Genomic DNA, 20,751 nt, shown 5'->3' with positions numbered 1-20,751 from the left:
CCCTGAGGACTCTCCAGATGTACAAGATCTTCTTCAACCTCGTCTTCAAACGGATGGACCCGGAGCAGGCCCACCACCTGGCCTTCCGCTGGATCCGGCTCGCCGTCCGCATCCCGGTGCTGCGCACCTTCGTCGCGGCCGCCCTGGCACCCCGCTACGGGGAACTGCGCACCGAGGCCTTCGGGCTGCGCATGCACGGCCCCTTCGGGCTCGCCGCGGGCTTCGACAAGAACGCCGTCGCGATCGACGGGATGTCGATGCTGGGCTTCGACCACGTCGAGATCGGCACGGTCACCGGCGAGCCACAGCCCGGCAACCCCAGGAAGCGGCTGTTCCGGCTCGTGCGGGACCGGGCGCTGATCAACCGCATGGGGTTCAACAACGAGGGCTCGCTGGCCGTGGCGGCCCGGCTCGCGTCCCGTGAGCCGGTCTTCAGGCCCGTGGTGGGTGTCAACATCGGCAAGACCAAGGCCGTACCGGAGGAGGAGGCCGTCGGCGACTACGTGAAGTCGACCGAGCGGCTCGCGCCGTACGCCGACTACCTGGTCGTGAACGTCTCCTCGCCGAACACGCCGGGGCTGCGCAACCTTCAGGCCACGGACGCGCTGCGGCCGCTGCTGAGCGCCGTCCGGGAGGCCGCCGACCGCGTGGTGACCTCGCGGCGCGTCCCGCTGCTGGTGAAGATCGCCCCGGACCTGGCCGACGACGACGTCGACGCGGTCGCCGACCTGGCCGTCGAACTCGGCCTGGACGGGATCATCGCCACGAACACCACCATCGCGCGCGATGGGCTCGGTCTGAAATCCGAACCCTCCCTGGTGAAGGAGACCGGCGGCCTGTCCGGGGCGCCCCTCAAGGCCCGCTCCCTGGAGGTGCTGCGCCGTCTCTACGCGCGCGTGGGCGACCGCATCACCCTCGTGGGCGTCGGCGGCGTCGAGAACGCCGAGGACGCCTGGCAGCGCATCCTGGCCGGTGCCACGCTGGTCCAGGGGTACAGCGCCTTCATCTACGAAGGGCCCTTCTGGGGCCGCGCGATCCACAAGGGCCTCGCCGCCCGCCTGCGGACGAGTCCCTACGCCACCCTCGCCGACGCGGTCGGCGCCGACGTGAGGAAGACGGCATGACCCTGGAGCCCTTCGGCGCCCGTCTGCGTCGCGCGATGGACGAGCGTGGCCCCCTGTGCGTCGGCATCGACCCGCACGCGTCCCTGCTCGCCGAGTGGGGTCTGAACGACGACGTCGCCGGCCTGGAGCGGTTCAGCCGCACGGTCGTCGAGGCGACGGCCGACCGGGTCGCTCTGCTGAAGCCGCAGAGCGCCTTCTTCGAGCGGTTCGGCTCGCGCGGGGTCGCCGTTCTGGAGAAGACGGTCCAGGAGGCGCGGGCGGCCGGCGCCCTGGTCGTGATGGACGCCAAGCGCGGTGACATCGGCTCGACCATGGCCGCGTACGCCGAGGCGTTCCTGCACAAGGACGCCCCGCTGTTCTCGGACGCCCTCACCGTGTCGCCGTACCTCGGCTACGGGTCCCTGTCGCCGGCGGTGGCGCTGGCCCGGGAGAGCGGCACCGGGCTGTTCGTGCTGGCGCTGACCTCCAACCCGGAGGGCAGGGAGGTCCAGCACGCGGTGCGGGCCGACGGACGGAACGTGGGCGCCACGATGCTGGCGCATCTGGCCGCCGAGAACGTGGGGGAGGAGCCGCTGGGCTCCTTCGGGGCGGTCGTCGGCGCCACGCTGGGCGACCTCTCGACGTACGACCTCGACATCAACGCTCCGCTCCTCGCGCCCGGCGTCGGCGCCCAGGGGGCGACCCCGGCCGACCTCCCGCGGGTCTTCGGGTCCGCGGTGCGCAATGTCGTACCGAACGTGAGTCGGGGTGTGTTGCGTCACGGTCCCGACATCGTCGCGCTGCGTGACGCGGTGGAGCGGTTCGCGCGAGAGGTCCGCGCCGCCGTGGCCTCCGCCTGAGGGGCTCCGGCCGCCCGACCGGGGGCTCGGTCCGGCGGCCCTCGGCCGACTTGAGCCTGGATACATCCTCAAATCCAGGGCACTATGTCTTAAATGTCCGGCCTGACGGAGGCTGACCAGGACTTTTCCTCTGTTCTCGCTGACTCTGGCGGAGTTGGCCGCTAGTCTCCGACGGAGAGTGAACGGGCAAGCGTGTTGCTCGTAGCTCACCAGGTGTGGGGCGACTAGGTTCCTCACCGGTCCGTATCCGACAGTTCGACATCCGAGGTGACGTAGGCGTGGCTCTTCCGCCCCTTACCCCCGAACAGCGCGCAGCCGCGCTCGAAAAGGCCGCCGCGGCTCGCCGGGAGCGGGCCGAGGTCAAGAATCGACTGAAGCACTCCGGCGCCTCCCTTCACGAGGTCATCAAGCAGGGTCAGGAAAACGACGTCATCGGCAAGATGAAGGTCTCCGCCCTCCTGGAGTCGCTCCCGGGCGTGGGCAAGGTCCGCGCCAAGCAGATCATGGAGCGACTCGGCATCTCCGAGAGCCGTCGCGTGCGCGGCCTCGGTTCCAACCAGATCGCGTCCCTGGAGCGTGAGTTCGGCAGCACCGGATCCTGATTCCCGGGTCCTGCGGGAAGGGAGTCCCGGGCACTCCGGGATTGCTGGAATAATCGCTGCATGGCTGCAACATTCCGGGGGACGACCCCCGAGCCCCCGGACGTACGTCCGCGGCTGACCGTGCTCTCCGGCCCCTCCGGGGTCGGCAAGAGCACGGTCGTCGCCCATATGCGCAAGGAACACCCCGAGGTCTGGCTCTCGGTGTCGGCGACGACCCGTAAGCCGCGCCCCGGCGAGAAGCCCGGAGTCCACTACTTCTTCGTCACCGACGAGGAGATGGACAAGCTGATCGCCAACGGCGAGCTGCTGGAGTGGGCCGAGTTCGCCGGCAACCGCTACGGCACTCCGCGCGCTGCCGTGCTGGAGCGCCTGGAGTCGGGCGAGCCGGTCCTCCTGGAGATCGACCTCCAGGGTGCCCGGCAGGTCCGCGAGTCCATGCCCGAGGCCCAGCTGGTGTTCCTGGCTCCTCCCTCCTGGGAGGAGCTGGTGCGCAGACTCACCGGGCGGGGCACCGAGCCGCCCGAGGTCATCGAGCGCCGGCTGGAGGCCGCGAAGATCGAACTCGCGGCCGAGCCGGAGTTCGACGTGACCCTGGTCAACACCTCCGTCGAGGACGTGGCGCGTGAGCTGCTAGCCTTGATGGATGTTGTGTGATCACGGGTTCTCCGAGTCCTCCGGGTACCTGGCGGGCTCTGTGATCACGACCGGTCTTTTCCCATCCATCGGAAGGTAGAGCGTGTCCTCTTCCATCTCCGCGCCCGAGGGCATCATCAACCCGCCGATCGACGAGCTCCTCGAGGCCACCGACTCGAAGTACAGCCTCGTGATCTACGCGGCCAAGCGGGCCCGCCAGATCAACGCGTACTACTCGCAGCTCGGCGAGGGCCTCCTCGAGTACGTCGGTCCGCTCGTCGACACCCACGTCCACGAGAAGCCGCTCTCGATCGCCCTCCGCGAGATCAACGCGGGGCTGCTGACGTCCGAGGCCGTCGAGGGTCCCGCGCAGTAGTATTTTCGGCTCGCAGTTGGTTTTTCCACAGGCCCGGCAGCACGACTGCCGGGCCTGTGGTGTCTGATGGACTCGTACGCCGGGAGCCGCGGCGTACGTGGTGCCGAGGTGCGGGGAGAGACGGTGGACAAGCCGAAGGTCGTTCTGGGGGTCAGTGGTGGTATCGCCGCCTACAAGGCCTGTGAGCTGCTGCGCAGACTGACGGAGTCGGGTCATGACGTCCGCGTCGTCCCCACCGCCTCCGCGCTGCACTTCGTCGGCGCCGCCACCTGGTCCGCCCTCTCCGGCCACCCCGTCTCCACGGAGGTCTGGGACGACGTCCACGAGGTCCCGCACGTTCGCATCGGCCAGCACGCCGACCTGGTGGTCGTCGCCCCGGCCACGGCGGACATGCTCGCCAAGGCCGCCCACGGCCTCGCCGACGACCTCCTCACCAACACCCTCCTCACCGCCCGCTGTCCGGTCGTCCTCGCCCCCGCGATGCACACCGAGATGTGGGAGCACCCGGCCACCCAGGAGAACGTGGCGACCCTGCGCCGACGCGGCGCCGTCGTGATCGAACCGGCCGTCGGCCGGCTCACCGGCGTCGACACCGGCAAGGGGCGGCTGCCCGACCCGGCCGAGATCTTCGAGGTCTGCCGCCGCGTCCTGGCCAGGGGAGTGCGCGAGCCCGACCTCACCGACCGGCATGTCGTGGTCAGCGCCGGCGGTACCCGCGAGCCCCTCGACCCGGTCCGCTTCCTCGGTAACCGTTCCTCCGGCAAGCAGGGCTACGCCCTCGCCCGCACCGCCGCCGCGCGCGGCGCCCGGGTCACGCTGATCGCGGCGAACACCGGCCTGCCCGACCCCGCCGGGGTCGACGTCGTCCAGGTCGGCACAGCCGTACAACTGCGCGAGGCGGTCCTGAAGGCGGCCGCGGACGCCGACGCGGTCGTCATGGCCGCCGCGGTGGCCGACTTCCGGCCGCAGACGTACGCGGCGGGCAAGATCAAGAAGAAGGACGGCCAGGAACCGGAACCCATCGTCCTCGTACGGAATCCGGACATCCTCGCGGAGCTCTCCGCCGACCGGGTGCGCCCCAACCAGGTGGTTGTCGGCTTCGCCGCCGAGACCGACGACGTCCTCGCCAACGGCCGGACGAAGCTGCGGCGCAAGGGGTGCGATCTGCTGGTGGTGAACGAGGTGGGGGAGCGTCGCACATTCGGCTCCGAGGAGAACGAGGCGCTCGTTCTGGGTGCCGACGGGAGCGAGACCCCGGTGCCGCACGGCCCCAAGGAAGCCCTGGCCGAAATCGTGTGGGACCTGGTGACGACCCGCCTGACCTGACTGTTTGATGCGCATCGCCGTTCTCTCGCGGCTCGCTCGATTCGGGTGTTGCGCCCCCTGGCCAAGGCTGCTGGGCATTCGGCAGAATGCCCGTGCCGCAGGTCACAGCACTCCCGAGAGGCGAGACGGGTGGGCCGGTGGTGGGGCACGACCGATAAACTGTTCTCGGATGACGCCGGGCGCAGCTCCCGTCGCGTCCGCCAATGATCAGCCAGCAGCCGCTGCAACCCCAGGGAGCGTTGTGTCCCGTCGCCTGTTCACCTCGGAGTCTGTGACCGAGGGTCACCCCGACAAGATCGCTGACCAGATCAGCGACACCATTCTCGATGCCCTGCTGCGCGAGGACCCGACCTCTCGGGTCGCCGTCGAGACCCTGATCACGACCGGTCTGGTGCACGTGGCCGGTGAGGTCACCACCAAGGCCTACGCGCCGATCCCCCAGCTGGTGCGCGACAAGATCCTCGAGATCGGCTACGACTCCTCCAAGAAGGGCTTCGACGGCGCCTCCTGCGGCGTGTCGGTGTCCATCGGCGCCCAGTCCCCGGACATCGCCCAGGGTGTGGACACGGCGTACGAGTCCCGGGTCGAGGGCGACGAAGACGAGCTCGACAAGCAGGGCGCGGGCGACCAGGGCCTGATGTTCGGCTACGCCTCCGACGAGACGCCGACGCTGATGCCGCTGCCGATCTTCCTGGCGCACCGCCTGTCCAAGCGACTGTCGGACGTCCGCAAGAACGGGACCATCCCCTACCTGCGCCCCGACGGCAAGACCCAGGTCACCATCGAGTACGACGGCGACAAGGCCGTCCGCCTCGACACGGTCGTCGTCTCCTCGCAGCACGCGAGCGACATCGACCTGGACTCCCTGCTGGCCCCCGACATCCGCGAGTTCGTCGTGGAGCCGGAGCTGAAGGCGCTCCTGGACGAGGGCATCAAGCTCGACACCGAGAACTACCGTCTGCTGGTGAACCCGACCGGCCGCTTCGAGATCGGCGGCCCCATGGGCGACGCCGGCCTCACCGGTCGCAAGATCATCATCGACACCTACGGCGGCTTCGCCCGCCACGGCGGTGGCGCGTTCTCGGGCAAGGACCCGTCCAAGGTCGACCGTTCGGCCGCCTACGCGATGCGCTGGGTGGCGAAGAACGTGGTCGCGGCTGGTCTGGCGGCCCGCTGCGAGGTCCAGGTCGCCTACGCGATCGGCAAGGCCGAGCCGGTCGGCCTCTTCGTCGAGACCTTCGGCACCGCCAAGGTCGACGTCGAGAGGATCGAGAAGGCCATCGACGAGGTCTTCGACCTCCGCCCGGCCGCGATCATCCGCGACCTCGACCTGCTGCGCCCGATCTACGCCCAGACCGCCGCGTACGGTCACTTCGGCCGCGAGCTCCCCGACTTCACGTGGGAGCGTACGGACCGCGTGGAGGCGCTGCAGAAGGCCGCGGGGCTGTAGTACCGGACCGCGCCCGGCCCGCCGGGCGTGAACACCTGTAGGTGACGTCGGCTCCCGGGACCTGGTGGTCCCGGGAGCCGATGTCGTCGTGGGCGGGTGACGCTGCCTCTGTGCCGGGGTTTCGGGGAGCGTCACGGCGGGCGCCCGCGTCCCATGGATGAGGCGTGCCGCCACGACGGCGGGCAGCGATGCGGCGGAGAGGGTGCGGAGCCCGCCGTTCGTGCTGCCGGTCGTGTCCTTGAGGTACCCGAAGAGGAATGGCGAGACGAAACCGCCGAGTCGGCCAGACGCGCGCCGAAGCGTTCCAGGAGCATGTTGCCGGGCACTTCGAACAGCGCGTACCCGATTCGTGGCGATGTGCTTCATCCACAACGTCACCACCTTCTACGTCCTGCGCTTCCTGCTCGGTGGCCACGCAGATGGGCAGGTCATTGAGGTGATCCTGCCGGGGCAATGGCCTGAATATAGGTTCATGTATGTGAACGACCGGGTCGGGTGTCCGCGGCGCGGCCGTTGTCAGTGGCGTTTGGTAAGAATGCAGGCGTGAGCAGCGAGAACGGGCAGGGGGGCGGTGGGGCGGCCGGGGAGGGCGCGCCGCCGGAGCAGCTCGCGTTGATTCGGGAGAGTGTGCGGCAGGCCAAGGCGCCGCGGGCCAAGCCCCGGACATGGCGGGGGGCCGCCCTGGCTGGGGAGTTGCCGGTCGCGCGGGTGCTCGTCGACAAGGGTGTGCTGCATCTGGACCGGTACTTCGACTACGCGGTGCCGGCCGAGCTGGACGCGGACGCGCAGCCGGGGGTGCGGGTGCGGGTGCGGTTCGGGGCAGGGCGCGGGCGGGTCCGGGAAGGGCGGCGCGAGGGCGGCGGCCTCATCGACGGCTTCCTCGTCGAGCGGCTCGCCGCGTCGGACTACTCCGGGCCGCTCGCGGCGCTCGCCCAGGTGGTGTCGCCCGAGCCGGTGTTGAGCCAGGAGCTGCTGGGGCTGGCGCGCGCCGTCGCCGACCGGTACGCGGGGAGCCTGGCCGATGTGCTCCAGCTCGCGGTGCCGCCGCGCAACGCGCGCGCCGAGCAGCGGCCCTCGCCCGCGCCGCTGCCGTCGCCGGGGGTGCCGGAGGCCGGGTCCTGGGGGCGATACGAGAGGGGAGGCGCGTTTCTCGAGTCGCTGGCGGCAGGGGGCGCGCCGCGGGCGGTGTGGAACGCGCTGCCCGGACCCGAGTGGAGCGAGGAGCTGGCCAGGGTCGTCGGCGCGACGCTCGCCTCGGGGCGCGGGGCGCTGGTCGTCGTGCCGGACGGGCGGGCCGCCGCGCGGGTCGACGCGGCGCTGACGGCGTTGCTGGGGGAGGGGCGGCATGCGCTGCTCACCGCGGACGCCGGGCCCGAGAAGCGGTACCGGGAGTGGCTCGCGGTGCGGCGCGGGTCCGTGCGTGCGGTCGTCGGAACGCGTGCCGCGATGTTCGCGCCGGTTCAGGACCTCGGGCTGGTCGCGCTCTGGGACGACGGGGACGACAGTCACAGTGAGCAGCACGCGCCGCAGCCCCATGCTCGGGAGGTGCTGCTGCTGCGGGCCGCGCAGGACAAGTGCGGTTTCCTGATGGGGGGTTGGAGCTGCACCGTGGAGGGCGCCCAGCTCGTCGAGAGCGGGTGGGCGCGGCCGCTGGTCGCCGCGCGGGAGCAGGTGCGGCGCAGCGCTCCGCTGGTGCGGACCGTGGGAGACCAGGACCTCGCGCGGGACGAGGCCGCCCGGGCCGCCCGGCTGCCCACCCTCGCCTGGCAGGCGGTCCGGGAAGGGCTGCGCCACGGGCCGGTGCTCGTGCAGGTGCCCCGACGGGGGTATGTGCCGAGGATGGCGTGTGCGCAGTGCCGTGCCGCCGCCCGCTGCCGGCACTGCTCCGGGCCGCTGGAGGCGCGGGACGGGGGTACGGGTGGAGTGGGGAGCGTGCTGTGGTGTGGGTGGTGCGGACGCGAGGAGGGCGCCTGGCACTGTCCGGAGTGCGGCTCGTTCCGGCTGCGGGCCCAGATCGTGGGGGCGCGGCGGACCGCCGAGGAGCTGGGGCGGGCGTTTCCCGCCGTTCCTGTGCGGACGTCGGGGCGTGAGCAGGTGCTGGACACGGTGCCGGGGGCGCCCGCGCTCGTCGTGTCCACGCCCGGCGCCGAGCCGGTCGCCGAGGGCGGGTACGCGGCCGCGCTGTTGCTGGACGGCTGGGCCATGCTCGGACGGCCCGACCTGCGGGCCGGGGAGGACGCGCTGCGTCGCTGGATGGCGGCCGCCGCGCTCGTACGGCCGCAGGAGGACGGCGGGACGGTGGTGGTCGTCGCAGAGCCCACCCTGCGGCCTGTGCAGGCGCTGGTGCGGTGGGATCCTGTGGGGCACGCGGTGCGGGAGCTCGCCGAGCGTGCCGAGCTGGGGTTTCCGCCGGTGTCGCGGATGGCGGCGGTGTCGGGGACGGCGGAGGCGGTGGCCGCGTTCCTGGCGGCCGTCGAACTGCCTCGGGAGGCGGAGGTGCTGGGGCCTGTTCCGGTGCCGGACGGCCCGGCGGGGCGGCCTCGGCGGGCGGGGGCGCCGCCGCCCGGGGAGCAGTGGGAGCGGGCGTTGATCCGGGTACCACCGGGGAGGGGGGCCGCGCTGGCCGCTGCGTTGAAGGCGGCGCAGGCGGCTCGGATGGCTCGGATGACTCGGGGTGGGGAGGAGATGGTGAGGGTGCGGATCGACCCGCCGGATATCGGGTGAGGGGTGAGGGGTGTGCGGCTGGGTGCTGGACGAGGGGTGGAATCAGGGAGCTGAGAGAGGTGCTGTGGGGGGCGGGTACGCGGCTGCCCTCTCGGGCGTGCGCCGAGAGGGCAGGGTGAGGCGGTGGTGGGTGTGGGGTGTGGGGTGTGCGGGGCGGGGCGCCTCAGCCGTTGCGTGGGCCGGGGAAGGCGGTCGGCCTTGCCTCGTCGCGCAGGGACGGGCTGCCAGCTGTCGGCTGGGTCGGCATCGAGCGGGCGGCGGGGACCGTGGGAACCGTCGGAAGGCCCGTGGTCACGCCGAGCGTGCGGGCGGCGGTCGGCTCCGTCGGCCGCTCGGCCTCGGCGGTCGTCGCCTGGGCAGCGGCGCGGCGGGCGCCGTAGCGGCGGTGGACGGCCTGCTTGGTGACCCCGAGTGCCGAGCCCACCGCGTCCCAAGAGAAGCCGAGCGAACGGTCGAAGTCCACCGCCGCGGTGACCAGGGTCTCGACGCTGTCCCGCAGTTCCTGGGCCAGGCGGACCGTGGGGGCCGGGGCGCGTCCGTAGACGACGAAGCCCGTGGAGGGGCCGGAGCGGCGGGGGCGGTAGACGTTGCCCAGCTGGGCGGTGAGGGTGCGCAGTGCGTCCACCTGCCGGCGGACGCGCTCGATGTCCCGCACCAGCAAGTGCAGGCTGGCCCGGGCCTGGGCGTCGTGGGTTGCATGGTCGGCCATGAACAAGCCTCTCGAACCGGCGTTGAAGAAGGTGTGGTCAACTCTTTCTTGACCAACGCGGGTTCGCTCCGCTGGTCACGGTGTGGGGGCGTATGGACATATGCGTACGCCCCCCGGGGGGTGTGCGCGGCTCGGCCTTCGGCCCTCGCCGCCTTTGTCTCCCACCCGCGCACCGCCCGTTTCCGGTTGGACAGAGAAGTGCGGGTCTCCTGTGGGGCTTCCCGTCGTCGGCGGCCTCGGCGCCGTGTCCGGCTCTGGTGCCGTTGCCGTGTCCGGCTTCGGTGTCGTGTCCGGCTTCGGTGTCGTCTTCGTCTTTGTCTTCGTCTTCGGCGGGGTCTTCGGGCTTGGTCTCGTGTGGTTCTTGCTGTGGGCGCCGGGGCGCCTGGTCTTGCCGCCCCATAAACTTGTGTGTTGCCCGTCCTTCGATCTGTCCGAGAGGCCCCGCCCACTCATGAAGCTCGTCTTCGCCGGTACCCCCGAGGTCGCCGTTCCCGCTCTGGACGCTCTGATCGCCTCCGGGCGGCACGAGGTGGCCGCAGTCGTCACGCGCCCCGACGCGCCGGCCGGGCGGGGGCGGCGGCTGGTCGCTTCTCCTGTCGCCCAGCGGGCGGAGGAGGCGGGCATCGAGGTGCTGAAGCCCGTCAAGCCCCGGGATCCGGAGTTCCTGGCACGGCTGAAGGAGATCGCGCCCGACTGCTGTCCCGTCGTGGCCTACGGGGCGCTGCTGCCCAGGGTGGCGCTGGACATCCCGGCCCAGGGGTGGGTCAACCTGCACTTCTCGCTGCTGCCCGCCTGGCGCGGCGCCGCTCCCGTGCAGCATGCCGTCATGGCGGGGGACGAGATCACCGGCGCCTCCACCTTCCTCATCGAGGAGGGGCTCGACTCGGGGCCGGTGTACGGGACGGTCACCGAGGAGATCCGGTCCACCGACACCAGCGGTGACCTGCTGACCCGCCTCGCCTTCGCCGGTGCCGGACTGCTCGCCGCGACCATGGACGGGATCGAGGACGGCAGCCTGAAGGCCGTGCCGCAGCCGGCCGAGGGGATCACTCTCGCGCCGAAGATCACCGTCGAGGACGCGCAGGTCGACTGGGCCACGCCGGCGCTGCGCGTCGACCGCGTCGTGCGGGGCTGCACCCCCGCCCCCGGCGCCTGGACCACCTTCCGCGGCGAGCGCCTCAAGCTCATCCAGGTCCAGCCGGTTCCCGAGCGGACCGATCTCGCCCCGGGTGCGCTGTCCGTCGGCAAGAACAGCGTGCACGTGGGCACCGGCTCGTACGCGGTCGAGCTGGTGTGGGTGCAGGCGCAGGGCAAGAAGCCGATGCGGGCCGCCGACTGGGCGCGGGGGGTCCGGATCGGGGAGGACGAGACCGTCGGGGCGTAAAGCTCCCGCACAAGCACCACCTGGCGCCCACGCCTCACCTGGCGCGTGAGTCCCGAGTGGCATGAGCACGCAGTGGCGCGCGGGCCGGGCCTGTCCCGTGCGTGAGCCTGCCCGGCCGGCGAGCTCGCCCCGCCCGCAAGCCCCCGTCCTCCCCGTCAACGTACGCTGGACGTACCTTTCGGGCCCGTAGCTTCCAGGCGGGTCTGTCAGTCTGCGATTCCCATCCTGTAATCCGGAGCACCTTTTTCGTGAGCGATCAGCCCCAGCGTTCCCGTAAGCCGGGCAAGCCCTACCGTCGGCCCCAGAAGGATCCTGTCCGTCTCCTCGCCTTCGAGGTGCTGCGGGCGGTGGACGAGCGGGACGCGTATGCCAACCTCGTGTTGCCGCCGTTGCTGCGCAAGGCGCGGGAGAAGGGGGGCTTCGACGGGCGGGACGCGGCCCTCGCCACCGAGCTGGTCTACGGGACGCTGCGTCGGCAGGGGACGTACGACGCCGTCATCTCGGCCTGTGTCGACCGGCCGCTGCGCGAGGTCGATCCACCGGTGCTCGATGTGCTGAGCCTCGGTGTGCACCAGCTGCTCGGGACGCGCATCCCGACGCATGCCGCCGTGTCCGCCTCGGTCGAGCTCGCCCGGGTCGTGCTCGGCGACGGGCGCGCCAAGTTCGTCAACGCGGTGCTGCGCAAGGTCGCCCAGCACGACCTCGACGAGTGGATCGAGAAGGTCGCCCCGCCCTACGAGGACGACCCCGAGGACCATCTCGCCGTCGTGCACTCGCATCCCCGCTGGGTCGTCTCCGCGCTGTGGGACTCCCTCGGCGGCGGGCGGGCCGGCATCGAGGAGCTGCTGGCGGCAGACAACGAGCGGCCCGAGGTGACGCTTGTCGCGCGGCCCGGGCGGGCCACGACCGAGGAGCTGCTGCGGGAGGAGGCCGCGGTCGCCGGGCGCTGGTCGCCGTATGCCGTGCGGCTCACCGAAGGGGGTGAGCCCGGCGCCATCGACGCCGTACGGGACGGGCGTGCGGGTGTGCAGGACGAGGGCAGCCAGCTCGTCGCGCTCGCGCTGGCCGCCGCGCCGCTCGACGGGCCCGACACGAAGTGGCTGGACGGGTGCGCCGGGCCGGGTGGCAAGGCCGCGCTGCTCGCCGCCCTGGCCGCCGAGCGCGGGGCCACCCTCCTCGCCTCGGAGAAGCAGCCCCATCGGGCGGGGCTCGTCGCCAAGGCCCTGGCCGGCAACCCCGGGCCGTATCAGGTCATCGCCGCCGACGGGACACGGCCGCCGTGGCGGCCCGGCTCCTTCGACCGGGTGCTGATGGACGTGCCGTGCACGGGCCTCGGCGCTCTGCGACGGCGGCCCGAGGCGCGCTGGCGGCGTCGGCCGGAGGACCTCGACGGGTTCGGTCCGCTCCAGCGCGGGCTGCTGCGGACCGCGCTGGAGTCCGTCCGGGTCGGGGGCGTCGTCGGGTACGCCACCTGCTCGCCGCACCTCGCCGAGACCCGGGCCGTGGTCGCCGACCTGCTCAAGCAGTTCCCGCAGGCCGAGCTGATCGACGCCCGGCCCCTGCTGCCCGGCGTACCGGCGCTCGGCGACGGGCCCGACGTCCAGCTGTGGCCGCATGTGCACGGGACCGACGCCATGTACCTGGCGTTGATCAGGAAGACCGGCTGAGGCCCGGGCAGGGCCCCGGTCGGCGCCGGACGTTGCCGCCGCTCACCACGGCCACCCCCGGGCCGGCCGGGAGCGCGCCGCGGTGGGTGTGCAGCGCGGCCGTCGTCATGGCGCCGCTGGGCTCGGCCGCGATGCCCGCGTTCGCGGCGCGCAGTCGGACCGCGTCGGTGACGGCCTGCACGAAAGGCCGGCCCGACGTCAACGGCGTCGGGCCGGCCATTTTTCCGGTGGTGCGTCCCCTTCGGGGTCAGTCCGTGCCGAACTCCATCGCGGCGCGGTCCAGCAGCTCGTCGGCCTCGGAGACCTCACCGCGGGAGGCGATGGCCTCGGCGCCGCCCTCCGGCAGCTCCGGCATGGTGCCGATCAGCCCGGTGGCGGCCGCCTGGGAGGCACCGATGGTGGGGCTGCCGGTGCCGATCAGGCCGAGGCCGACGTACTGCTCCAGCTTGGCGCGCGAGTCGGCGATGTCGAGGTTGCGCATGGTGAGCTGGCCGATCCGGTCCACCGGGCCGAACGCGGAGTCCTCGGTGCGCTCCATGGACAGCTTGTCCGGGTGGTAGCTGAACGCCGGGCCGGTGGTGTCGAGGATCGAGTAGTCCTCACCGCGCCGCAGCCGCAGGGTGACCTCGCCGGTGACGGCGGCGCCGACCCAGCGCTGGAGCGACTCGCGGATCATCAGCGCCTGCGGGTCCAGCCACCGGCCCTCGTACATGAGGCGGCCCAGGCGCCGTCCCTCGTTGTGGTACTGGGCGAGGGTGTCCTCGTTGTGGATCGCGTTGACGAGGCGCTCGTAGGCCGCGTGCAGCAGCGCCATGCCGGGCGCCTCGTAGATACCGCGGCTCTTCGCCTCGATGATCCGGTTCTCGATCTGGTCGGACATGCCCAGGCCGTGCCGGCCGCCGATGGCGTTGGCCTCCATCACCAGGTCGACGGGGGAGGAGAACTCCTTGCCGTTGATCGTCACCGGGCGGCCCTGGTCGAAGCCGATCGTCACGTCCTCGGCGGCGATCTCGACCGACGGGTCCCAGAACCGCACGCCCATGATGGGCTCGACGGTCTCGACGCCGGTGTCCAGGTGCTCCAGGGTCTTGGCCTCGTGGGTGGCGCCCCAGATGTTGGCGTCCGTGGAGTACGCCTTCTCCGTGCTGTCCCGGTAGGGGAGGCCGTGGGCGAGAAGCCACTCCGACATCTCCTTGCGGCCGCCGAGCTCGGTCACGAAGTCCGCGTCCAGCCAGGGCTTGTAGATCCTCAGGTGCGGGTTGGCGAGCAGGCCGTACCGGTAGAACCGCTCGATGTCGTTGCCCTTGAACGTCGAGCCGTCGCCCCAGATCTGGACGTCGTCCTCGAGCATCGCGCGGACCAGGAGGGTGCCCGTGACGGCACGGCCGAGCGGGGTGGTGTTGAAGTAGGCGCGCCCGCCCGAGCGGATGTGGAACGCCCCGCAGGTGAGCGCGGCCAGGCCCTCCTCGACCAGCGCGGCACGGCAGTCGACCAGGCGCGCGATCTCGGCGCCGTAGGTCTTCGCGCGGCCGGGCACCGAGGCGATGTCGGGCTCGTCGTACTGGCCGATGTCGGCGGTGTAGGTGCACGGGACGGCGCCCTTGTCGCGCATCCACGCGACCGCGACCGAGGTGTCGAGCCCGCCGGAGAAGGCGATGCCGACGCGCTCGCCGGCGGGAAGGGAGGTGAGGACCTTGGACATGGGAAGATTATGCATGAACTCGCATGGTCATGCAAAGGGCTCGTCGGCCTCCGCTGTCCGCGCGGGCTCCTGTGCCGGAGAACCGCCGTCCTTCCCGCCGTCGTTTCCGCCGTCCTCCCGGGCCAGCCGGTGCGGCCACCACACCTTCGGGCCGATGTCCAGGAACAGTGACGTGACCAGCACCGACCGCACGATGAAGGTGTCCAGGAGGACGCCCAGGGCCACCGCGAAGCCGATCTCCGCGAAGGCGACCATGGGGAGCGTGCCGAGGGCCGCGAAGGTGCCGGCCAGGACCAGGCCCGCCGAGGTGATCACCGCGCCGGTCGCCGCCAGGCCCGTCACCACCCCTCGTCGGGTGCCCTGGCGGCCGGCTTCCTCGCGGATGCGGGTGGTCAGGAAGATGTTGTAGTCGATGCCCAGTGCCACCAGGAAGACGAAGACGAACAGGGGGAAGTCCGTCGACTCGCCCGCGTAGTCGAAGAGATGGCGGAACGCCAGCGCGCTGATGCCCAGGGCCGCCGCGAAGGACAGGATCACCGTGCCCACCAGCAGCAGGGGCGCGACGACGGCGCGCAGCAGGGCGCCCAGGATCAGCAGCACGACCGCCAGGACCAGCGGGATGATCACGATGTTGTCGTGCGTGGTCGCCTCGTCCATGTCCCGCAGGGCCGCCGTCCCGCCGCCCACCTGGGCGTCGGCGTCGGGCACCTCGTGCACCGCGTCCCGGACCCGCTCCACCGTCCGCTTCGCGGCCTCGCTGTCCGCCGGGGAGGTCATCGTCGCCTCGAACAGCACCTTGCCGTCATGGACGGGCTTCGTGCCCGGCGGCAGCCCGAGGGATGTCGGCACGACGCCGTCGGTGCCGGCCACCACCTGGCCCACCTGCCGGGCTTGCCCCTGGTTGCTGATGACGACCAGCGGGTCACCGCTGCCCGCCGGGAAGTACCGCTCCGACACCTCCTGGCCGGTGATCGAGTCCGGTTTCCCGGTGAACGCGTCCGCGTTGCCGATGCCCTCGGCGCGCAGTTGGATCAGGCCGAGCGAGCAGACCGCCAGGACCAGCGCCGTAACGGCCCACACCAGGCGCGGGCGGTGGGCCATCCGGTGGCCCGTGCGGGCCCAGACACCCCGCTCGGTCGGGTCTGCCGAGCCGAAGTGCGGGATCACCGGCCAGAAGATCCAGCGGCCGCAGATCACCAGCAGGGCGGGGAAGAGGGTCGTCATCGCGAGCAGCGCCACCGCCACCCCGATGGCCGCGACGGGCCCGAGGCCGCGCGTGGAGTTCATCTCGGCGGCCAGCAGCACCAGCATGCTCAGGACGACCGTGGCGCCCGAGGCGAGGACCGCCGGGCCGGCCCGGTGCAGTGCCAGGGCCATCGCCTCGTGCCGGTCCTCGTGACGGCGCAGCTCCTCCCGGTAACGGGCCACCAGCAGCAGGGCGTAGTCCGTGCCCGCGCCGAACACGAGCACCGTGAGGATGCCGGCGCTCTGGCCGTTCACCGTCAGACCCGCGTGCTGGGCCAGGAAGTAGATCAGGGCCTGCGCGGTGAACAGGGCGGCGACCACGGCCAGCACCGGGACCAGGATCAGGGTCGGACTGCGGTAGGTGATCAGGAGCATGACGATGACGACGCCCATCGCCGACAGCAGCAGGGTGGAGTCGATGCCCTCGAACGCCTTGGAGAAGTCCGCGGAGGTGCCGCCGGGTCCGGTGATGTGCACGGCCAGTCCGGCGCTGCCGGTGCCGACGACGTCCCGGATCGAGTCGACGGCCGGGGCGATGCGCTCCCAGCCCTTCTCGTCCATCGTGATCGGCACATGGATCTGGGCGGCGCGGGGATCGGCCGGACGGTCGTAGACCGGGCCGTGGGTCTCGGCGCCCCGGATGCCGTGGTCGGTGAGCTGCTTCAGCTCGGCGGCGTCCCGGGTGATCTGCGCCCGGTCCTGCGCCGTCAGCCCGTCCTCACGGGCGTAGACGACGACCGCGGGGATCTGCTCGGGCCTGAAGTCCCGCGAGATCTCCAGGACCTGGGTGGACTCGGCCGAGCCCGGCAGCCAGGACGCCGCGTCGTTGTCCTGGGCGTCGGTGAGCTTGGAGGCGAAGGGCGCCGTCAGAAACAGCACCACCACCCACAACGCCAGCACCAGCCACTTGGCCCGCCGTCCGCAGACAAGGTGCGCAATCCCACGTTTCCCGTTCATACCCACCCCCAGCCGTCAGGGACGCGGGGCGCAGACATGTGCGGCTCCGCCGCGCGGGCTCGACAAGCCCTGGACGGCCCGCAGCGTTCAAACGACCGTACCCACCCAGGACCGATGCCGCTAACCCCTGGAGGGCATGGCAGGCTTGGGTCATGGCCGTGCAGATCAACCCCAGCATCCTGTCCGCCGACTTCGCCCGTCTCGCGGACGAGGCGAAGGCGGTCGAAGGAGCCGACTGGCTCCACGTCGACGTCATGGACAACCATTTCGTCCCGAACCTCACGCTCGGAGTGCCGGTCGTAGAGTCACTGGCCCGTGCGACGGACACTCCGCTGGACTGCCATCTGATGATCGAGGCCCCCGATCGCTGGGCCCCGCAGTACGTCGAGGCGGGTGCCTCGTCCGTCACCTTCCACGTCGAGGCGGCCGCCGCGCCCGTGCGACTCGCCCGCGAGATCCGTGCGAAGGGCGCCCGTGCCTCCATGGCGCTCAGGCCCGCGACGCCCATCGAGCCGTACGAGGACCTGCTGCCCGAACTCGACATGCTGCTGATCATGACGGTCGAGCCGGGCTTCGGGGGCCAGGCGTTCCTCGACATCATGCTCCCCAAGATCCGCCGCACCCGCGAGTTGATCAGCAAGCACGGCCTCGAACTGTGGCTCCAGATCGACGGCGGGGTCTCGGCCGCCACGATCGAGCGGTGCGCCGAGGCCGGCGCCGACGTGTTCGTGGCCGGCTCGGCCGTATACGGCGCCGCCGACCCGGCCGAAGCGGTCCGTGGCCTGCGGGCTCAGGCGGAGGCGGCGACCGCCGGGGCCTCGTGGGGATGCGCACACTGAACCAACCACTTGCCGACAGGAATGTGAACGGCTCCCATCAGAGCTGATCAACTGCGCCGGATCTGCGAGGATGAACGGCGTATCCAGAGTGTGAACAGCAGTGAGGAGATCGCCGTGTCGGGTATGTCGGCGGGCCGGTCAGCCATGCGGATGGGACCCGCTGAGCTGGTGCAGGCGGCGGCCATGGCCCGCCGCTTCTACCTCGAGGGAAAGTCCAAGATCCAGATCGCGGAGGAGTTCGGCGTCAGCCGCTTCAAGGTGGCCCGGGTCCTGGAGACCGCCCTCGAACGGGATCTCGTTCGGATCGAGATCCGCGTGCCGGCCGAACTGGACGCCGAGCGCTCCGACGCGCTCCGCGCCCGCTACGGCCTCAGGCATGCCGTCGTGGTCGAGTCCCCGGCCGAGGCCGAGGAGACCACGGACCCCGAGAACCTGGGGGAAGTGGCCGCCGACCTGCTCGGCGAACTGGTCAACGAGGGGGATGTGCTCGGGCTGGCCTGGGGCCGGTCCACCATTCACATGGCGGCGGCGCTGGACCGGCTGCCGCCCTGCACGGTCGTGCAGCTGACGGGTGTGTACGACGCCGGGACCGCCGAACGCGGCTCGGTCGAGGCCGTCCGCCGAGCCGCCCAGGTGTCCGGCGGCGACGCGCACCCCATCTACGCTCCGATGCTGCTGCCGGACGCGGCCACCGCGCAGGCCCTGCGCCACCAGACCGGGATCGCCCGGGCCTTCGAGTACTTCGACAAGGTCACGGTCGCCTGTGTCTCCATCGGCTCCTGGGAGCCGGGCATCTCGACGGTGCACGACATGCTCAGCGACGAGGAGCGGTCGCACTACGCCTCGCTCGGCGTCGCCGCCGAGATGTCCGCGCACCTCTTCGACGCCGAGGGCCGCAGGGTCGGCCGCGACCTGGGCGAGCGGTGCATCACGGTCAAGACCGACCAGCTGCGCCGGGTGCCCGAGGTCGTCGCCATAGCGGGCGGTCAGCGCAAGGCGGCGGCGATCGACGCGGTGCTGCGTTCCGGGCTCGTCACCAGCCTGGTGACGGACACGTCGGCGGCCGACTATCTGATGACGGCGGGGCCGACACCGAAGCCGGCGCTCAACCGGGCGGACCCGGACGGGATCTGACGACGGATCAGAGGGGGGCGGCCGCCCGGGCCGCCCCCCTCTGCCGTCACCACGACTAGCTCAGGACGGTTTCTGGATGACCGAGCACGTGCTCACGCTGGACCTCGACGGGGTCGCCGACAAGGCCGCCCTGATGGACCGCTGCGCCGACGCCCTCGGCCTGCCCGACTGGTTCGGACGCAACTGGGACGCACTCGCCGACAGCCTCACCGACCTCTCCGCCCCGCCCGGAGGCGAGAGGCTGCAGATCGTCGTACGGAACTGGCGGCCGTACGCGAAGGCACGGCCCGCGGAGTGGGAGATCGCCGAGGACGTGTTCTCGCAGGCGGTGGACCGGGTGCCGGCGCTGTCCGTGCTGCTGGCCCTCGGAGGATCCTCCTAAGGCCCCCGTGAGCTGCTTGGACGTTCCGTCCGGGCATCGCATCACGGCCCTCGTGGGAGAATGAAGTACGTGCTTCTCCCCCTGGCTGACCTGTCCGGGGGTCACCTCTGAACGACTGGGATGTGCAGCACGTGCGTTTCCTCAACGACATCCAGCCCGCCTACGACCTCACCTACGACGACGTCTTCATGGTGCCGAGCCGCAGCGCGGTCGGGTCGCGTCAGGCCGTGGACCTCGGCGCCCCGGACGGCACGGGGACCACGATCCCGCTGGTCGTCGCCAACATGACAGCCGTCGCCGGTCGCCGGATGGCGGAGACCATGGCCCGGCGCGGCGGGCTCGTCGTGATCCCGCAGGACATTCCGATCGACGTCGTCACCGACGTCGTCACCTGGGTCAAGAGCCGGCACCTGGTGCTGGACACCCCGATCGTGCTCGCCCCGCACCAGACGGTGGCCGACGCGCTGGCCCTGCTGCCCAAGCGGGCGCACAACGCGGGTGTCGTCGTCGACGAGGACTTCCGTCCGGTCGGTGTCGTCACCGACACGGACCTGAGCGGGGTCGACCGCTTCACGCAGCTCGAGGTCGTCATGTCCCGGGACCTGCTGCTGATCGACGCCGACATCGACCCGCGCGAGGCCTTCAACACCCTCGACGCGGCCAACCGGCGCTACGCCCCCGCCGTCGGCAAGGACGGCAAGCTCGCCGGCATCCTCACCCGCAAGGGCGCCCTGCGCGCCACGCTGTACACGCCGGCCGTCGACGCACAGGGCAAGCTGCGCATCGCCGCAGCCGTCGGCATCAACGGCGATGTCGCGGGCAAGGCCAAGCAGCTGCTCGACGCGGGCGTGGACACGCTCGTCATCGACACCGCGCACGGCCACCAGGAGTCGATGATCGGCGCGGTCCGCACCGTGCGCGCACTCGACCCGCAGGTGCCGATCGTGGCCGGCAACATCGTCTCCGCCGACGGGGTCAAGGACCTGATCGACGCGGGCGCCGACATCATCAAGGTCGGCGTCGGCCCCGGCGCCATGTGCACCACCCGCATGATGACCGGCGTGGGCAGGCCGCAGTTCTCGGCCGTCCTGGAGTGCGCGGCCGAGGCGAAGAAGTACGGCAAGCACGTGTGGGCCGACGGCGGTGTCCGCCACCCCCGTGACGTCGCCATGGCACTGGCCGCCGGTGCGTCCAACGTGATGATCGGGTCCTGGTTCGCGGGCACGTACGAGTCCCCGGGCGACCTCCAGCACGACGCGAATGGCCGCCCGTACAAGGAGTCGTTCGGTATGGCCTCCGCCCGGGCCGTCCGCAACCGTACGTCCGAGGAGTCGGCGTACGACCGGGCCCGCAAGGCGCTGTTCGAGGAGGGCATCTCCACCTCCCGGATGTTCCTCGACCCGGGCCGCCCGGGCGTCGAGGACCTGATCGACTCGGTCATCGCGGGCGTCCGCTCCTCGTGCACCTACGCGGGTGCGGCCACCCTGGAGGAGTTCGCCGAGAAGGCCGTCGTCGGCATCCAGAGCGCGGCCGGCTACGCGGAGGGCAAGCCGCTGCACTCCAGCTGGAACTGAACAACTGCCTTTCGTACGGCCCCCGTTGTCCCGGCCGCCGGGAAGACCGGGGCCGTCTCCGCGCCCGCGTCCTACTGTCGGGCA

The 20,751-nt window shown here is 71.6% G+C and carries 18 protein-coding genes; 14 read left to right on the top strand and 4 right to left on the bottom strand.

The window, feature by feature from the left end; translation table 11 throughout:
• Positions 1–17 precede the first annotated feature (17 nt).
• The 8 genes from OG289_RS10815 (at position 18) to OG289_RS10780 (ending at position 9,074) form a co-directional block, all read left to right on the top strand.
• Complete coding sequence (locus OG289_RS10815) at positions 18–1,124, top strand: quinone-dependent dihydroorotate dehydrogenase (RefSeq protein WP_327313796.1); 1,107 nt, start codon at positions 18–20, stop codon at positions 1,122–1,124.
• Positions 1,121–1,963, top strand: coding sequence for an orotidine-5'-phosphate decarboxylase (pyrF, locus tag OG289_RS10810; RefSeq protein ID WP_327313795.1), 843 nt, complete (start codon positions 1,121–1,123; stop codon positions 1,961–1,963). The genes OG289_RS10815 and pyrF overlap by 4 nt, the downstream gene beginning before the upstream one ends.
• 278 nt (positions 1,964–2,241) lie before the next feature.
• Positions 2,242–2,565 carry an integration host factor gene (locus OG289_RS10805; protein ID WP_003977346.1) on the top strand — a complete coding sequence of 108 codons (324 nt, stop codon included), beginning with the start codon at positions 2,242–2,244 and terminating at the stop codon, positions 2,563–2,565.
• A gap of 60 nt (positions 2,566–2,625) precedes the next feature.
• Entirely contained in the window at positions 2,626–3,219 is a 594-nt protein-coding gene (gmk, locus tag OG289_RS10800) for a guanylate kinase (RefSeq protein WP_327313794.1), read from the top strand.
• 82 nt (positions 3,220–3,301) lie between these two features.
• Positions 3,302–3,574: a DNA-directed RNA polymerase subunit omega gene (gene rpoZ / locus OG289_RS10795; protein WP_003988945.1), complete on the top strand. Its 273-nt coding sequence runs from the start codon at positions 3,302–3,304 to the stop codon at positions 3,572–3,574.
• Between the two features lie 123 nt (positions 3,575–3,697).
• On the top strand, positions 3,698–4,900 hold the full coding sequence (coaBC, locus tag OG289_RS10790; protein ID WP_327313793.1) for a bifunctional phosphopantothenoylcysteine decarboxylase/phosphopantothenate--cysteine ligase CoaBC: 1,203 nt from the start codon (positions 3,698–3,700) through the stop codon (positions 4,898–4,900).
• A 241-nt stretch (positions 4,901–5,141) separates the two neighbouring features.
• Complete coding sequence (metK, locus tag OG289_RS10785; protein ID WP_327313792.1) at positions 5,142–6,350, top strand: methionine adenosyltransferase; 1,209 nt, start codon at positions 5,142–5,144, stop codon at positions 6,348–6,350.
• A 543-nt stretch (positions 6,351–6,893) separates the two neighbouring features.
• A complete protein-coding gene (locus OG289_RS10780; protein ID WP_327313791.1) occupies positions 6,894–9,074 on the top strand; it encodes a primosomal protein N' in 2,181 nt (726 codons plus the stop codon).
• A 163-nt stretch (positions 9,075–9,237) separates the two neighbouring features.
• Here the strand turns inward: OG289_RS10780 and OG289_RS10775 are convergent, their stop codons facing one another.
• Positions 9,238–9,783: a hypothetical protein gene (locus OG289_RS10775; RefSeq protein ID WP_327313790.1), complete on the bottom strand. Its 546-nt coding sequence runs from the start codon at positions 9,781–9,783 to the stop codon at positions 9,238–9,240.
• A 451-nt stretch (positions 9,784–10,234) separates the two neighbouring features.
• On the opposite strand from OG289_RS10775, the gene fmt reads away from it, so the two are divergent.
• Together fmt and OG289_RS10765 are read left to right on the top strand one after the other, a co-directional pair.
• The gene (gene fmt / locus OG289_RS10770; RefSeq protein ID WP_327313789.1) at positions 10,235–11,167 is read left to right on the top strand and encodes a methionyl-tRNA formyltransferase; all 933 of its coding nucleotides are present in this window, start codon (positions 10,235–10,237) and stop codon (positions 11,165–11,167) included.
• A gap of 248 nt (positions 11,168–11,415) precedes the next feature.
• Positions 11,416–12,834 (top strand): RsmB/NOP family class I SAM-dependent RNA methyltransferase, encoded by a 1,419-nt coding sequence (locus OG289_RS10765; RefSeq protein ID WP_327313788.1) that lies wholly within the window; start codon positions 11,416–11,418, stop codon positions 12,832–12,834.
• On the opposite strand, the gene OG289_RS10760 is transcribed toward OG289_RS10765, so the two are convergent.
• Genes OG289_RS10760 through OG289_RS10750 form a run of 3 tightly spaced genes read right to left on the bottom strand, consistent with a single transcriptional unit; the run spans position 12,818 to position 16,738 of the window.
• Positions 12,818–13,054: a hypothetical protein gene (locus OG289_RS10760; RefSeq protein ID WP_327313787.1), complete on the bottom strand. Its 237-nt coding sequence runs from the start codon at positions 13,052–13,054 to the stop codon at positions 12,818–12,820. The genes OG289_RS10765 and OG289_RS10760 overlap by 17 nt on opposite strands.
• A 27-nt stretch (positions 13,055–13,081) precedes the next feature.
• Positions 13,082–14,536: an argininosuccinate synthase gene (gene argG / locus OG289_RS10755; protein WP_327313786.1), complete on the bottom strand. Its 1,455-nt coding sequence runs from the start codon at positions 14,534–14,536 to the stop codon at positions 13,082–13,084.
• A 27-nt stretch (positions 14,537–14,563) separates the two neighbouring features.
• Entirely contained in the window at positions 14,564–16,738 is a 2,175-nt protein-coding gene (locus OG289_RS10750) for an MMPL family transporter (protein ID WP_327313785.1), read from the bottom strand.
• A 152-nt stretch (positions 16,739–16,890) separates the two neighbouring features.
• Between OG289_RS10750 and rpe the strand changes: the two genes are divergently transcribed.
• The 4 genes from rpe to OG289_RS10730 all read left to right on the top strand — a co-directional run bounded on the left by rpe (position 16,891) and on the right by OG289_RS10730 (position 20,667).
• Entirely contained in the window at positions 16,891–17,577 is a 687-nt protein-coding gene (rpe, locus tag OG289_RS10745) for a ribulose-phosphate 3-epimerase (protein ID WP_327313784.1), read from the top strand.
• A gap of 90 nt (positions 17,578–17,667) precedes the next feature.
• The gene (locus tag OG289_RS10740; RefSeq protein WP_079663540.1) at positions 17,668–18,711 is read left to right on the top strand and encodes a sugar-binding transcriptional regulator; all 1,044 of its coding nucleotides are present in this window, start codon (positions 17,668–17,670) and stop codon (positions 18,709–18,711) included.
• A gap of 76 nt (positions 18,712–18,787) precedes the next feature.
• Entirely contained in the window at positions 18,788–19,093 is a 306-nt protein-coding gene (locus OG289_RS10735) for a barstar family protein (RefSeq protein ID WP_327313783.1), read from the top strand.
• Between the two features lie 131 nt (positions 19,094–19,224).
• Complete coding sequence (locus tag OG289_RS10730) at positions 19,225–20,667, top strand: GuaB1 family IMP dehydrogenase-related protein (RefSeq protein ID WP_327320639.1); 1,443 nt, start codon at positions 19,225–19,227, stop codon at positions 20,665–20,667.
• Positions 20,668–20,751: the final 84 nt, after the last annotated feature.

The sequence above is a fragment of the Streptomyces sp. NBC_01235 genome (genome assembly GCF_035989285.1).
Lineage (GTDB): Bacteria > Actinomycetota > Actinomycetes > Streptomycetales > Streptomycetaceae > Streptomyces.
The sequence above is the reverse complement of the archived record's forward strand: the minus strand, read 5'-3'. Positions and strand labels throughout refer to the sequence as shown.